Here is a 12,889-nt window from a genome sequence, read left to right on the forward strand (position 1 = left end):
TCGTTACTTGCCAAGGCAGGCGGAGGCATTGTCATTCCCGGCCGGGGCCCTCGATAACCGCTCGGGACTGAACGCCATGCGAAAGGACAGCGCCATGACCGAGACCGGCATCTTGCACCGCCGCCGCGTCCTCGGCCTCATCGGCCTTTCGCCTCTCCTCCTCGCCCATGCAGCCCTTGCTGCCTCCGCCGCGCTCACCTTCGACGAGCTCTATGGCAAGATCAGCGTGCTCGGCCTTGAATACTCCGCGAGGGTCAAGGAACTCGCCGGCCAGGAGGTCACCATGAGCGGCTTCATGGCGCCACCGCTGAAAGCCGAGGCCAATTTCTTCGTGCTCACCGAGGTCCCGATGTCGATCTGCCCCTTCTGTTCCTCGGATGCGGACTGGCCCGACAACATCGTGGTCGTCTATCTCGACGAAAAGCAGACCTTCGTGCAGCCAGGCACCCGCATCGAGGTGACCGGTCGCCTGGAGATGGGCTCCTGGACCGATCCCGAGACCGGCTTCCTCAGCCGCCTGCGCCTGCGCGGGGCGCGTTACTGGGTGGCCTGACGCCGTGCTTGCCCTGAAGCTCAACGATATCGCCATCTCCTATCCCGGCCTGCCCGCGCCGGTGCTGCAGATCGGCAGCCTTGATATCCCTGCCGGCGGCCAGGTCGCCATCACCGGCGCTTCTGGTTCCGGCAAGAGCACCTTCGTCAATGTGGTGACCGGGCTGGAACGCGTGCGCCGAGGTCGCGTGGTTTGGAGTGGTGTCGATATCGCCGCCCTGTCCGAGGGGCGGCGCGACCGCTGGCGGGGCCGCCATGTCGGACTGGTCATGCAGGATTTCCATCTGTTTCCCGGCCTCTCGGCCCTGGAGAATGTGCTGCTGCCGCTGCGCCTGTCGGGTGGCGCCGACAAGGCGGCCATCGGGCGCGCCCATGCCTTGCTCGCCCGCGTCGGCCTGAGCAGGCCCAAGCAAGCGATCGAGAGCATGTCGCGCGGCGAGATGCAGCGCGTCGCCATCGCCCGAGCCCTGCTGCGCGAACCCGCCGTTATCGTGGCGGATGAACCGACCGCCAGCCTCGATGCCGAAAGTGGTGCCCTGGTCGGGAATCTGCTGCTGACGTTGGCACGGGAGGCCGGTAGCACGCTCATCGTGGTCTCCCATGATAACCGGCTTACGGAGCGCCTTGGGCGCCGCCTGACCTTCTCCGCCGGCCGTATCGTCGCGGACGGCCACACCAGGGCCGACGCTGCATGATCCGCTTCATCCTCGCCGATCTGCGCCGGATGTGGCCTGGCGCCCTTGCGGTGGTGCTGTTGGTAGCACTCGCCACCGCGCTCGGCGTCGGCGTGGTGCTGCAGGAGCGGGCGATCCGGCTTGGCAGCGCCCGCGCGGCCGACAAGTTCGATCTCGTCATCGGCGCCCCTGGCAGCGAGACGCAACTCGTGCTCTCCGCCGTCTTCCTGCAGCCCTCGCCCTTGCCGCTGCTGCCCGGCGAAACCTTCCAGAAGCTCGCCAGCGATCCGCGCGCCGCCTTCGTGGCGCCGATCGGCTTTGGCGATTCCTATCAGGGCCGGCAGATCGTCGGCACCACGACGACGCTCGTGCGCAATCTTGGCGACGGTTTCGCCGAGGGCCGGCTCTTCGCCGCAGAAGGCGAAGCCGTAGCGGGATCCGACGCCGGGGTGCCGCTCGGCGCCCATATCAAGCCTTCACATGGCGCGCCGGAGGAAGGCGGCCACACCCACACCGCCCTCGCCTATACCGTGGTTGGCCGTCTCAAGCCGACCGGCACGGCCTGGGACAAGGCTATAATGGTGCCGATCCAGGCGGTCTGGCATATCCACGGCCTCGGCGAGGCCGATCACGACACGGCCGGCCATGCCGAGCGCGAAACGACGCTCGATCCCGCCGCCCCGCTCGACGAGCGCTTTACGGGCGCCATTCCCGGTGCTCCGGCTTTGCTGGTCAAGCCGAAGACGCTGGCGGATGCCTACAAGCTGCGCCAGGCCTATCGCGGGCAGGGTTCGCTCGCCGTCTTCCCTGCCGAGGTGCTGACGCGGCTTTACGCAACGCTCGGCGATTTCAGCACCGTGCTGGTGGCGGTGGCCGCCGGAGCGCAGTTCCTCGTCGCCGCGGCTTTGATCTTCGTAACCGTCATCCATATCGGCCAGCGCCGGCGCCAGATCGGGGCGTTGCGCGCTCTTGGCACTCCGCGCTCTACCGTGCTCGCAATCGTCTGGCTTGAACTCTTCGCCCTGCTGACGCTCGGCATCACCTGCGGTTTTGGACTGGGCTATGCCGCCGCGCTGGCGATTTCAGGCCAAGTCTCCGCCTGGAGCGGCTTTGCCCTGCCGGTGGAGTTCGCACGCGGGGATCTGGGTCTCGCCGGCCTGCTGATCGGCTTTGCGGCGGTGCTCGGGATTATTCCCGCAGTGTTGGCGTATCGGCAGTCACCGGCCGCGGCGCTGCGGGTGTAGCTGGGACCGCCGACTTTATCCTCGGGAGAGCGACAAGATATGCGCGCTCCCGGCCCTACAAACTCCGGCCGATCATCAGGAACTTGTCCTGGCGGGCGCGGATGATCACCTCGCGGGGCTGGTTCGACAGATCGCGCAGCGCGTTCTGGATGAAATCGCCCGTCGTCTCGATCGCCTTCTCCGCTCCGCGGTGGGCGCCACCGGTCGGCTCGGGGATGATCGCGTCGATCACGCCGAACTTGAGCAAATCCTGCGCGGTGATCTTCATGTTGTTGGCCGCGTCCTGCGACTTGGCGGGATCGCGCCATAGGATCGAGGCCGCGCCTTCCGGCGAGATCACCGAATAAATCGAATGCTCGAGCATCAGTACGCGATTGGTGGCGGCCACTGCAATGGCGCCGCCCGAACCACCCTCGCCGATGATGACGGCCACATTCGGCGAGCCAAGCGCCAGGCAGGCATCGGTTGACCGGGCGATCGCCTCGGCCTGGCCGCGTTCCTCGGCATCGATGCCGGGATAGGCGCCGGCCGTATCGACGAAGGACAGAACCGGCAGGTCGAAACGGTCGGCCAACTCCATCAGGCGCACGGCCTTGCGGTAGCCCTCGGGCCGCGCCATGCCGAAATTGTGGCGAATGCGGCTTTCGGTGTCCGAGCCCTTCTCATGGCCGAGCACGCAGACTGCCTCGCCCCGGAAGCGTCCGAAACCGCCGATGATGGCCTCGTCCTCGGCATATTTGCGGTCACCGGCAAGCGGCGAGAAATCCTCGATCAGGGCTTTGATATAGTCTGTGGCATGCGGACGTTCGGGATGGCGGGCGACCTGCGCCTTCTGCCAGGGCGTGAGCTGGGCATAGAGATCGCGCAGCGCCTGGTTTGCCTTGACCTCGAGACGCTGGATCTCGTCCCCGATCGCCACTGCGTCACCGGACTCTCCCATCGCCCGCAGTTCCTCGACTTTGGCCTCCAATTCGGCCACGGGTTTTTCAAAATCGAGATAGCTGCGCATGGTTGTCCGGATGACGACGAAAGGAGCCGGAAACTGGCGTCTCACGGCAGGGAAGTCAAGGAAGGCTTTTGGCAGGTGGCTGTGGCAGGCTGACGACGATACCGGCGATCTCGTCTCATCCCTTCCTGCGTTGGCGCTGGGCTCGCGCCAGCACAGGCAGGACGATGCGGACAGGCAGCACCGACAGCACAGCGACCATCAGCTTGGGAATGAGGCCGGGCACCACGATGGTGCGGCGGCCGAAATAGCCGGCAAGACCGATATGGGCGACCTCCTTTGCCGACAAAGGTCTTGTGAGGTTGGTCACGACGGAGCGGCGAAAGCCTGCCCGCGCGCCAAACTTCGTCGGCACCGGACCGGGACAGAGGGCGCAGACCCTGATGCCGCTCTCCCTCTCCTCGAAGGCCAGGGCACGAGTGAGAGAGACCACGAAGGCCTTGCTGGCATAATAGACGGCAAGGCCCGGCCCGGGCGTGAAGCCGGCAACGGAAGCCACGTTGAGCACGCCGCCGTCATTCTCGCGAATCTCAGTCAGGAAAGCGAGCGTCAGCGCCAGAAGGGCGCGGCAATTGAGGTCGACCATGCCCAACTGCCCGGCGGCAGGCATATCCGCCATGTCGCCGGCGAGGCCGAAGCCGGCATTGTTGACGAGATGGCGCACGGTGAGTTCCTGCGCCCGCAGGGCGTGCTGGACCATCTCGGCCGCATCGGCACGCTCGAGATCGAGCGGCAGGATGGCGACGAAGCGGCCGGTCGCCGCGATGATCTCGCCTTGCACACGGGCGAGTTCGCTTTCGGTGCGAGCGACCAACAGGAGATCCTCGCCCTGTTCGGCGAGGGCGCGCGCGAGTTCCTCGCCGATACCGCTGGACGCCCCGGTGACCAGCGCAACCGGACGGCTCACTCGCCGGCCTCCGGCAGGGTGACGCCATTGTGTTCGGCGACCTTGTTGCGGATGGCGTTTCGCGCCTGCGCCGGCACGCCGAGCTCCTCGGCCACCCGCCAGACGAGATTGTCCTCGAATTCGTGCAGCGCCTTGTCGGCGAACACCGTCTCCCACATCATCTCGATGATGCGCTCGCGTCCCTCGAGATTATAGGCGCGCTTCACGATGCCGGTGAAATCGTTGAAATCGAGGGCGTCGCGGTTGCGCTCGTCGGCGGCCGCGAGCAGCGCCCGCGTCTCACCGGCATCAAGCAAGAAGCGCTCCTGGATGAGGCTCTCGACGCGCTTCTTCTCGGCCGGGCTCTGCACGCCGTCGACATTCATGGCGTAGACGAGGAGGCCGGCGGCTGCCACGCGGTGGTCCGTCTCGTCGAAGACATAGCGGGGCTTGGCCGGACCGCCCGGCGTGAATCCGCGTATCAGTCTTTGCAAACGAGCCAGCATCACCACATCCCGATATCGACCCCCTGGTGCTGTCTCGCACCACCCAAGCCGTTATGGACCATGATTTGCAGCGCCTGCGCAAGTCATAAGCGGTCAAACTCGGAAAGAGCCAGCGAGTTCCAGCATATCGATACTTCCTTGCAATAAAAAACCGGCGGTCAGAGAGCGACCGCCGGGTTTGATCGTGGCATTGCGTGCTGGCTGCGATTATTCGCCGGCCGGCTCCGCGCTCGGCTCTGGCGTTTCACTTGCCTCGGCCGTACGCTTGGTAGTGCGACGGCGGCGCGTACGCAGAGGAAAGCGCGCTTCGCCCTCACCCTCTACAGGCTCGGGAGCCGCTTCTACTGCCACGGCGGGAGCGGGAGTCGCGGCCGGCGTGGGGGCCGGAGCCGGCGCCACTGCGGGCGTACCCGTGATGAAGGGCGGCAGCGTCGACAGCGAATTGTCCTCGCTCACGTCCGGTTGGGGCTGGTCGACCGGCACAACCGAAGCTGGCTGGAAGGAACGTTCCTGGTAGGAGCCGCGCTCGCCCTGCTGGCGGTCGCCGTAAGGCGCACCTTCGCCATTGCGCTCGCGGAAAGGCCGCTCGGGACGGTCGCCATACCGACGATCGCGGCGGCTGTGGCGCGGATTGAAGCCGCGCTGCTCACCGCTACCTTCGCCCTCCGGCGAGAAGCCGTTGACGGGAGCGTCAAAGCTGCGCTCGGCCCGCTCACCATAGTTGCGCTCGCGCGGCTGGCGCTCCTCGCGATAGGGCCTGTCCTCGCGCGGTTGACGGTCTTCGCGCGGGGCGCGATCGCTGCCGAAGCGATCGTTACGGTCGCGGAAGCGGGGCTCGCGCTCGCGATAGGGCTGGCCGCCCTCGGCGCGATCGCCGAAGCCGCGCTCACGGTCACGGTCGCCGAAATTGCGCTCGCGCGCCGGCTGCACCAGACGGGGCTGCTCGTCGAAGCCGGAACCGTTGCCGTTGCCGAACTGATTCGTGGGCGAACCGAAGCCCTGCGGCATCGAGGGGATCGGGCCCTCGAAATCGGCATCATCACCCTCTTCCTCATCCTCGGCGCCCTGGCTGAAGCCCTGCTCGCTGCCATACTGCGGCTGAGCGGCGGCGATGATGCGGAAATAATGCTCGGCGTGTTGCAGATAGGATTCGGCCAGAATCGGATCGCCGGAAGACTGTGCGTCACGCGCCAACTGGACATATTTCTCGGCGATATGAGCGGCGGTTCCGCGCACCTTGACGTCGGGGCCGTTGGATTCATAGCTCCGGCTGAGCGGGTTCGGACCCTTACCGCCGCGCGAACGGCCGCGCATACGCTTTTGCTGTCCCTGCCTCATGGGTTGGTCTCATTCTCCAATATAAACTTGCGCGAAGCGGCGAGGTCATGGCGGTCATCCGTCATGGCCGAAGCGTCTTTCTTGTTACCGCACGGGTTAGGAAAATCATCAATTCCGCCTGCGTCGCACGCAGCAGCACACCACCGGCAGATCGCCACCTTGGCTCTTGTAACCGGAATGAGCATTTCTATCGCTGGGGCGAACGAGCGCATCGCTCGAAGTTCGACGACAAGTGCTTCCCGCACTAGAGCCAGCTCGTACTATCGACGCCAGCCCCTAACGATTTGTGTATCCCTAGATAGTCGCTCACGAGCCAAAGTCCAAGACGTTTTTTTGCGCCGGCTGGGTTTTTTTGCTGAAAAACCGTGAAAGTCCTCCGCTTCCTGCGCCTGTGATGAATTGGGTGTTGCCGTCTTGTCATTCGCACGGCGATGCCTCATATACGCGTCGGGAGGTTGGCGGTGGACGCAACACTCGCCAACCGGGTCAGGTCCGGAAGGAAGCAGCCCCAACGAGACCGCTGCGGGTCTTCGTCCAGCCTCCTACCTTTTCTTACGGCCGCGTCGCGGAAGCCCTTTCAGAGGGATGGTTGATGGAAGACGCGAACAACAAGCTGCCCGATACCCAGCCCTATCGCGTCCTCGCCCGCAAATACCGCCCCCAGACCTTCGACGATCTGATCGGCCAGGACGCCATGGTGCGCACCCTGTCGAACGCATTCGAGACGGGGCGGATCCACCAGGCCTATATGCTCACCGGCGTGCGCGGCGTCGGCAAGACCACGACGGCGCGCATCCTCGCCCGAGGCCTGAACTACGAGCCGGAGGAGGGTGGCGGCAAGCCCACCATCCATATGCCGGTGCTCGGCCGCCACTGCCAGGCGATCATCGATTCGCGCCATATGGACGTGATGGAACTCGACGCCGCCTCGCATAACGGCATCGAGAATATCCGCGAGATCACCGACGGCGTGCGTTACGCCCCGGTTTCGGCGCGCTTCAAAGTCCTCATCATGGACGAGGTCCATATGGTGACCACCCAGGCCTTCAACGCTCTGTTGAAGACCTTGGAAGAGCCGCCGCCGCATGTAAAATTCATCTTCGCCACCACCGAAATCCGGAAGGTGCCGATCACCATCCTCTCGCGTTGCCAGCGTTTCGACCTGCGCCGCGTCGATGCCGGCCTGCTCGCCCGCCATCTCGGCTCGATCTGTGAGAAGGAGAATGTGACGATCGACGCCGGGGCATTGGCGATGATCGCCCGCGCGGCCGAAGGCTCGGTGCGCGATTCGCTGTCCCTGCTGGACCAGGCCATCGCCCATTCCGGCGGAAGCATCGACGCCGAGAGCGTGCGGAGCATGCTGGGTCTCGCCGACCGTTCGCGCGTGATCGACCTGTTCGAGGCGGTGATGCGGGGCGATGCCGCTTCGGCGCTCGACGAATTGCGCGCCCAATACGACCAGGGCGCCGACCCGGCCGTGGTACTGTCTGAACTTGCCGAATTCACCCATTTCGTCACACGCGTGAAGATCTCTGCGGCCGCGGCCAACGATCCCTCGGCTACCGAAGTCGAAAAGGTGCGCAGCACGGAACTCGCGGGCAAGCTTTCGATGAAGGTCTTGACCCGTCAGTGGCAGATGCTGCTCAAGGGCATCCCGGAGACGCAGACGGCGGCCAAGCCGCTGGCCGCCGCCGACATGGTGCTGGCGCGGCTGTGCTATGCCGCCGACCTGCCCTCGCCCGAGGAACTCATCCGCCAGTTGACGGAAAATGGCGGCAGCCTGCCGACCCGTTCGCCTGCTGCTTCGCCATCCGCTCCCGCGCCATCGGCACCGCGTGCACAGTTGATCACCAGTGTCTCCCAGCCACCGGTGCACGCACAGCCTCAGCCGATGCGCATCCCGCAGGCGGATAGCGCCGCTGCAGCCCTTCCCATCCGCGAGCTCGCAAGCTTCGCCGAGGTGGTGGCGCTCGCGCAGGAAAAGCGAGACCTGCCACTGAAGCTGTCGCTCGAGCGCTTCGTGCGCCTTGTCGCCTTCGCCGACGGACGCCTCGACATCGCCCTCGAACAGGGCTCGCCAGCGGGGCTGGTCAACGATCTCTCGCGCAAATTATCGGACTGGACAAACAAGCGCTGGCTGGTGGTGATCTCCGCCGAACGGGGTGAATCCACCCTGCGCGAGCAGGCCGAGGCCAGGCAGGCGGCCGTGCTCTCCGGCATCCGCGCCCACCCGCTGGTGCGCAATGTCATGGAACGCTTCCCGGGCGCCGAAATCGTCGACGTGCGCGACAACGGCCCTATGGCGACGCAATCGCTGCCGCCGGCGCCGGATGAAAATGACGAGCGCGACGATACCGAGTCCTACTCGGCCGACGATATCTAAGGCAAACTGAAAGCAGAACTCTCTAGGAGCACCCCATGAAAGACGTGATGGGCATGATGAAGCAGGTCCAGGCCATGCAGGCCAAGATGCAGGACCTGCAGGCCGAGCTGGAGCGCACGGAAGTGGAGGGCGTCGCAGGCGGTGGCCTCGTTAAAGTGCGCCTCACCGCCAAGGGCGAGATGAAGGGCATCAGTGTGGATGATTCGCTGCTCAAGCCGGAGGAAAAGGAGATCGTCGAGGATCTCATCCTCGCCGCCCACAACGACGCGCGCGCCAAGGGCGATCGCCTGATGCAGGAAAAGATGGGCGCCCTCACCGCCGGCCTGCCGATCCCGCCCGGCATGAAGCTGCCGTTCTGACCCGCACGGGAACGGACCATCAGGCTTCAAGAATGCTGACCACGACGCCAGCGATACCCCGTGTCGTGTCACCGTCGAGAGTTTCGACATAGCGGGCAGTGCCTATTCGAGCACGCTCGGCAAGATCAAAAGTGCGAACCTGATTGCACAGGGCAACGCCATTTGTGCGATTCCCCGTGATCGGAAATGCAATGCCCATATCCCGGGCCGCTCCACCACCTGTCGTGATCGGCACCGTCATGCAGACGCCAAGGCGATTGATGGCCTGAGGAGAGATCACCACAAAGAAATGCAGGTCACGGAGTTCGCGGCCGGCCGTCGGATTCGGATCGATGGAGTAGATATCGCCCTGTCGAGGCACGGTGGATCGAACCATCAGAGGATTTCTTGTCCGACGGGATCGCCTTCGCGCGCCCATCTGGTCTCTTCATGAACGGCTGCAGCGTGCTCCGAGCCAACCAGAAGTTCAGCAAGAGTTCGGCGTGGCAGAGAAGGCTTAACGGGCAGGGCCGGCTGAACGATCAACTTGCCGTCGACAATATCGACCTGAAGATCTGCGCCAACCTTCAGTGCCAACTCGCGCACATAATGGGCCGGCACGGTGATAATGGCCGCGCCGCCTTGCTGACGCAGCTTGACGATGTCCGACATGGCCTTGGCCCCTGAAAATATGAAGTTGCACTTATGTAGCACCTGAAGAGAGGATTTTGAAGGCTCCGAATTTATTCTACCCGTTGCGTTGCTTCACCGCCTGCGGCGTCGCCCGGAAGCTGATGGCGAGGCGGTTGTAGGTATTCATCAGGCCGATGGCGATGGTGAGGTCGGCGAGTTCCCTTTCGTTGAAGATGGCCCGGGCGGCTTGGAACTCCGCGTCGGGCACGGCCGTCTCGGCCACCTTCGTCACCGTCTCCGCCCATCTGAGAGCGGCCCGCTCCTGGGCGGAGAACAACTCGCCGGCTTCGTGCCATACCGGCACGAGTGCAATCTTGTCGATCGAGACGCCATCCTTGATCAGGTCCCGTGTGTGCATGTCGATGCAATAGGCGCAGCCATTGATCAGCGAGACACGCAGATAGACGAGGTCGATCAGGGCCTTGGGCAGGCCGCTCTGGCTGACATAGCCATAGACGCCGCCGAGGGCCTTCATGCCGGCGGGTGCGGCTGTGTTGTAGTCTAGGCGATTGGTCATCTCACTTGTCCCGGTCATAGGTAGTCAGGGTTTTCTCGTCGCTGTCTGCGACGAAGACGGCGAGCAGCGAGGCAGGCTTGGTCTTGCTGGCATTCTCGCTCACCTTGTGATGGGCGCCGGGATCCTCGTACCAGCTCTCGCCGGCACGATAGACCTTGGCCGGCCCGTCATCGACCTGGCTGCGGATCGAGCCCGACAGCACGTAGGCCCAGACGAAGGCCGATCTGGCGTGGGTGTGGGAAGGCGAGGTGCCGCCCGGCTTGTAGGAGACGACGACGGCTGTCAGCGTCTTGCCGGGGATATTGGGGAGCTGGTGTTGGAAGGCAGGCGTAACGATGTCGCCGCCCTTAGTGTCGCTTGCGCTGGCAAGACCTGCGCCTGCAAGGGCGAAGGACACAGCCAGAAGTAACGTCTTGAGGGTCATCATCTTGTTCCCGTTGATGCCGATGGGGCGAAGATGCGCTTCTTTCGGATCATGAAAAAGCACCAAGTCTTGCATAGAATGCTGTACCATGTGAGGCATGACAGACAGGCTCGAGATCAGCATCGACCGAACCGCCCGGCAACCTCTGGCGGTCCAGATTCATCGCGGCATCAGCCAGGCTATCCGTGACGGGCGCCTTGTGGGCGGGGCTCGCCTGCCCTCCTGGCGCGACCTCGCCGCCCAGCTTGGCGTGGCTCGCGGCACAGTGCGCACGGCCTATGAGAAGCTCGCCGACGAGCAGTTGATCGCCGGCATGGGCGCGGCCGGCACCCGTGTCATCTCGCAGGGGGCACCCCGCCGGCCGGCCAACCCGGCCCGTGAGGCGACGCCGCTGCCGATGCTCTTCCACGATTTCGAGCGCCCGCCGGCCGCCTTCCAGATGGGCGTGCCGGCGCAGGATGCCTTTCCCTTCTCGCTGTGGTTGCGCCTGATGGCCCGCGGCGCCCGGGCGGCCGCCGCCGCGCCAGTGAGCTATCCGGACCCGCGCGGTCATCCCGAACTCAGGCAGGAGATCGCCGCCTATCTCGCCCTTTCGCGCGGCATCCAATGCTCGCCAGGGCAGATCCTGATAACCTGCGGCTATGCTGGTGCTCTCAGCCTGATCCTGCGCGCGCTCGACCTCGATGGTTGTCACGCCTGGATGGAAGATCCGGCCTTTCCGCTCACGCGTGTCGGGCTCGAATTCGCCCGCATCGCCATCGTGCCCGTCCCCGTCGACAAGGAGGGGCTCGATGTCGCGGCTGGCCAGCGTCTGGCCCCCAAGGCCAAGCTTGCGGTCGTCACGCCCGGCCAGCAGGCGCCGCTCGGAATCACCCTGTCGCTGACCCGGCGTCTCGCCCTGATCGACTGGGCCGGGCGAGCCGGAGCCTGGATCATCGAGGACGATTATCTCAGCGAATTGCAGTTGAAGGGCCGCGCGGCACCGGCTCTTGCCTCGCTCGACCCGCATGGCCGCGTGTTGCATGCGGGCAGTTTCAGCAAGACCATCAGCCCGGCGCTCAGGCTCGGCTTCCTGGTGGTGCCTCCGGAACTCGCCGCCCGTTTCGGCGATGTCGCCGCCGCCCTCTTCCCTGCGCCCGCGGCCTCGATCCAGCGGGCCGTCGCGGCTTTCCTGGCGGAGGGACACTATCTCCGGCACCTGCGCCACATGAAGCGCCTTTACGCGATCCGGCGCGAGCGGCTCGCCGAGCATATGCGCCAGCGCCAGCGTCCGGGCATGGCCGTGCATGTCACCGGCGGGCTCTCCGTTCGCCTCGACCTGCGCGACACCGCCGACGATCTCGCCATCGCCAGCCAGGCCCTTCCCTTCGGCCTGGCGCCCGTGCCGCTCTCGCCGTGGTACCAGGCATCGCGCCACGCCGGTCTCATGCTCGGCATCACCAACCAGAATGAACAGCGCCTCGCCGCCGATTGCGACCGCCTGATCGGGCTGATCGAGGCGAATGGCGGCTGATGTCCGCCCCGGACGGCAGGGTGTCGCCTGTGGGTAAGACTGGCGGAGGCGAGGGCGTAGCCTTTCCCGGAGGAGGCCCACGGCATGAGCGATCCCCAAGAAGACGACGCGCACGATTTTGCGTCCCCAGCCTGCTTCCTGCACGAACTCTCGCCGGGCGAGGGCGGCATGGGCGATCTCAGTCCGGCCGAGCGGCGGGCCAACATCTTCCGCTGGCGACGGGCCGAGCGCGAACGTCTCCTCGCCCAGCGCATGGCGATCCCCGCCGACCAGCGGGCGGTGGATGCCGAGCGCATCGCCGCGCATCTCGACACGCTCCTGCCGGCGCTGGAGGGCAAGGTGGTCAGCCTCTACTGGCCGATGCGCTGCGAACCGGACCTGCGTGCCTGGTTCGCCGCAATCCTCGGGCGCGGCGCCATCGGTGCGCTGCCGGTGGTGGCCGAGAAGAACGCCCCGCTGGTCTTCCATCTCTGGCAACCGGGCGAGAAGCTGAAGCGCGGCTTCTGGAACATCCCGGTGCCGGAGAAGGAAGAGGCGGTCACGCCCGACATTGCCTTCGCCCCCATCGTCGGCTTCGACGCGGAAGGCTATCGGCTCGGCTATGGCGGCGGCTATTTCGACCGTACCTTGGCTGTGCTGCCGGCGGGCCGGCGGGTGATCGGCGTAGGCTATTCGATGTTCAGGATCCGAACGATCTATCCGCTGCCGCATGATATCAGGATGGATGCCATTGTGACCGAGGCCGGGAGCGCGGACGCCCCAACGACATTCTAGTGAGTGTCGGGGATCCGCTCTTGAAACAGAGCTGTTGAGGA

15 protein-coding genes and 1 other RNA gene are annotated in these 12,889 nt (G+C 65.3%); 8 read left to right on the forward strand and 8 right to left on the reverse strand.

Going from position 1 to position 12,889, the window contains the following annotated elements:
- Window positions 1–94 precede the first annotated feature (94 nt).
- Genes ACMDCR_RS30640 through ACMDCR_RS30650 form a run of 3 tightly spaced genes read left to right on the forward strand, consistent with a single transcriptional unit; the run spans window position 95 to window position 2,470 of the window.
- Window positions 95–553, forward strand: coding sequence for a hypothetical protein (locus tag ACMDCR_RS30640; RefSeq protein ID WP_413990233.1), 459 nt, complete (start codon window positions 95–97; stop codon window positions 551–553).
- A 4-nt stretch (window positions 554–557) separates the two neighbouring features.
- Window positions 558–1,247 (forward strand): ABC transporter ATP-binding protein, encoded by a 690-nt coding sequence (locus ACMDCR_RS30645; protein ID WP_413990234.1) that lies wholly within the window; start codon window positions 558–560, stop codon window positions 1,245–1,247.
- Window positions 1,244–2,470, forward strand: a complete 1,227-nt coding sequence (locus ACMDCR_RS30650) for an ABC transporter permease (RefSeq protein WP_413990235.1) — start codon at window positions 1,244–1,246, stop codon at window positions 2,468–2,470. Before ACMDCR_RS30645 ends, ACMDCR_RS30650 begins: the two co-directional genes overlap by 4 nt.
- 55 nt (window positions 2,471–2,525) lie before the next feature.
- On the opposite strand, the gene ACMDCR_RS30655 is transcribed toward ACMDCR_RS30650, so the two are convergent.
- The 4 genes from ACMDCR_RS30655 to ACMDCR_RS30670 all read right to left on the reverse strand — a co-directional run bounded on the left by ACMDCR_RS30655 (window position 2,526) and on the right by ACMDCR_RS30670 (window position 6,206).
- Complete coding sequence (locus ACMDCR_RS30655; protein WP_413990236.1) at window positions 2,526–3,479, reverse strand: acetyl-CoA carboxylase carboxyltransferase subunit alpha; 954 nt, start codon at window positions 3,477–3,479, stop codon at window positions 2,526–2,528.
- A gap of 115 nt (window positions 3,480–3,594) precedes the next feature.
- Window positions 3,595–4,383: an SDR family NAD(P)-dependent oxidoreductase gene (locus tag ACMDCR_RS30660; RefSeq protein WP_413990237.1), complete on the reverse strand. Its 789-nt coding sequence runs from the start codon at window positions 4,381–4,383 to the stop codon at window positions 3,595–3,597.
- Window positions 4,380–4,868, reverse strand: a complete 489-nt coding sequence (locus ACMDCR_RS30665) for a TerB family tellurite resistance protein (RefSeq protein WP_413990238.1) — start codon at window positions 4,866–4,868, stop codon at window positions 4,380–4,382. The genes ACMDCR_RS30660 and ACMDCR_RS30665 overlap by 4 nt, the downstream gene beginning before the upstream one ends.
- A 207-nt stretch (window positions 4,869–5,075) precedes the next feature.
- On the reverse strand, window positions 5,076–6,206 hold the full coding sequence (locus ACMDCR_RS30670) for a DUF4167 domain-containing protein (RefSeq protein ID WP_413990239.1): 1,131 nt from the start codon (window positions 6,204–6,206) through the stop codon (window positions 5,076–5,078).
- A gap of 449 nt (window positions 6,207–6,655) precedes the next feature.
- On the opposite strand from ACMDCR_RS30670, the gene ffs reads away from it, so the two are divergent.
- The 3 genes from ffs (at window position 6,656) to ACMDCR_RS30685 (ending at window position 8,948) form a co-directional block, all read left to right on the forward strand.
- Window positions 6,656–6,753, forward strand: an RNA gene (gene ffs / locus ACMDCR_RS30675) — signal recognition particle sRNA small type.
- Window positions 6,754–6,798: 45 nt separating this feature from the next.
- Entirely contained in the window at window positions 6,799–8,589 is a 1,791-nt protein-coding gene (locus tag ACMDCR_RS30680) for a DNA polymerase III subunit gamma/tau (protein ID WP_413990240.1), read from the forward strand.
- A gap of 35 nt (window positions 8,590–8,624) precedes the next feature.
- Complete coding sequence (locus tag ACMDCR_RS30685; RefSeq protein ID WP_284310466.1) at window positions 8,625–8,948, forward strand: YbaB/EbfC family nucleoid-associated protein; 324 nt, start codon at window positions 8,625–8,627, stop codon at window positions 8,946–8,948.
- 19 nt (window positions 8,949–8,967) lie between these two features.
- Here the strand turns inward: ACMDCR_RS30685 and ACMDCR_RS30690 are convergent, their stop codons facing one another.
- The 4 genes from ACMDCR_RS30690 to ACMDCR_RS30705 all read right to left on the reverse strand — a co-directional run bounded on the left by ACMDCR_RS30690 (window position 8,968) and on the right by ACMDCR_RS30705 (window position 10,561).
- A complete protein-coding gene (locus ACMDCR_RS30690) occupies window positions 8,968–9,324 on the reverse strand; it encodes a type II toxin-antitoxin system PemK/MazF family toxin (protein WP_413990241.1) in 357 nt (118 codons plus the stop codon).
- The gene (locus tag ACMDCR_RS30695) at window positions 9,324–9,599 is read right to left on the reverse strand and encodes a PbsX family transcriptional regulator (protein WP_413990242.1); all 276 of its coding nucleotides are present in this window, start codon (window positions 9,597–9,599) and stop codon (window positions 9,324–9,326) included. The genes ACMDCR_RS30690 and ACMDCR_RS30695 overlap by 1 nt, the downstream gene beginning before the upstream one ends.
- Window positions 9,600–9,675: 76 nt before the next feature.
- A complete protein-coding gene (locus ACMDCR_RS30700; RefSeq protein WP_413990243.1) occupies window positions 9,676–10,137 on the reverse strand; it encodes a carboxymuconolactone decarboxylase family protein in 462 nt (153 codons plus the stop codon).
- Window position 10,138: 1 nt separating this feature from the next.
- Window positions 10,139–10,561 (reverse strand): cupin domain-containing protein, encoded by a 423-nt coding sequence (locus ACMDCR_RS30705; RefSeq protein WP_413993772.1) that lies wholly within the window; start codon window positions 10,559–10,561, stop codon window positions 10,139–10,141.
- 97 nt (window positions 10,562–10,658) lie between these two features.
- Between ACMDCR_RS30705 and ACMDCR_RS30710 the strand changes: the two genes are divergently transcribed.
- Complete coding sequence (locus ACMDCR_RS30710) at window positions 10,659–12,074, forward strand: PLP-dependent aminotransferase family protein (RefSeq protein WP_413990244.1); 1,416 nt, start codon at window positions 10,659–10,661, stop codon at window positions 12,072–12,074.
- Between the two features lie 84 nt (window positions 12,075–12,158).
- Window positions 12,159–12,848: a 5-formyltetrahydrofolate cyclo-ligase gene (locus tag ACMDCR_RS30715; RefSeq protein ID WP_413990245.1), complete on the forward strand. Its 690-nt coding sequence runs from the start codon at window positions 12,159–12,161 to the stop codon at window positions 12,846–12,848.
- Window positions 12,849–12,889 lie beyond the last annotated feature (41 nt).

It is taken from the genome of Labrys okinawensis (assembly GCF_047345005.1).
Lineage (GTDB): Bacteria > Pseudomonadota > Alphaproteobacteria > Rhizobiales > Labraceae > Labrys > Labrys okinawensis.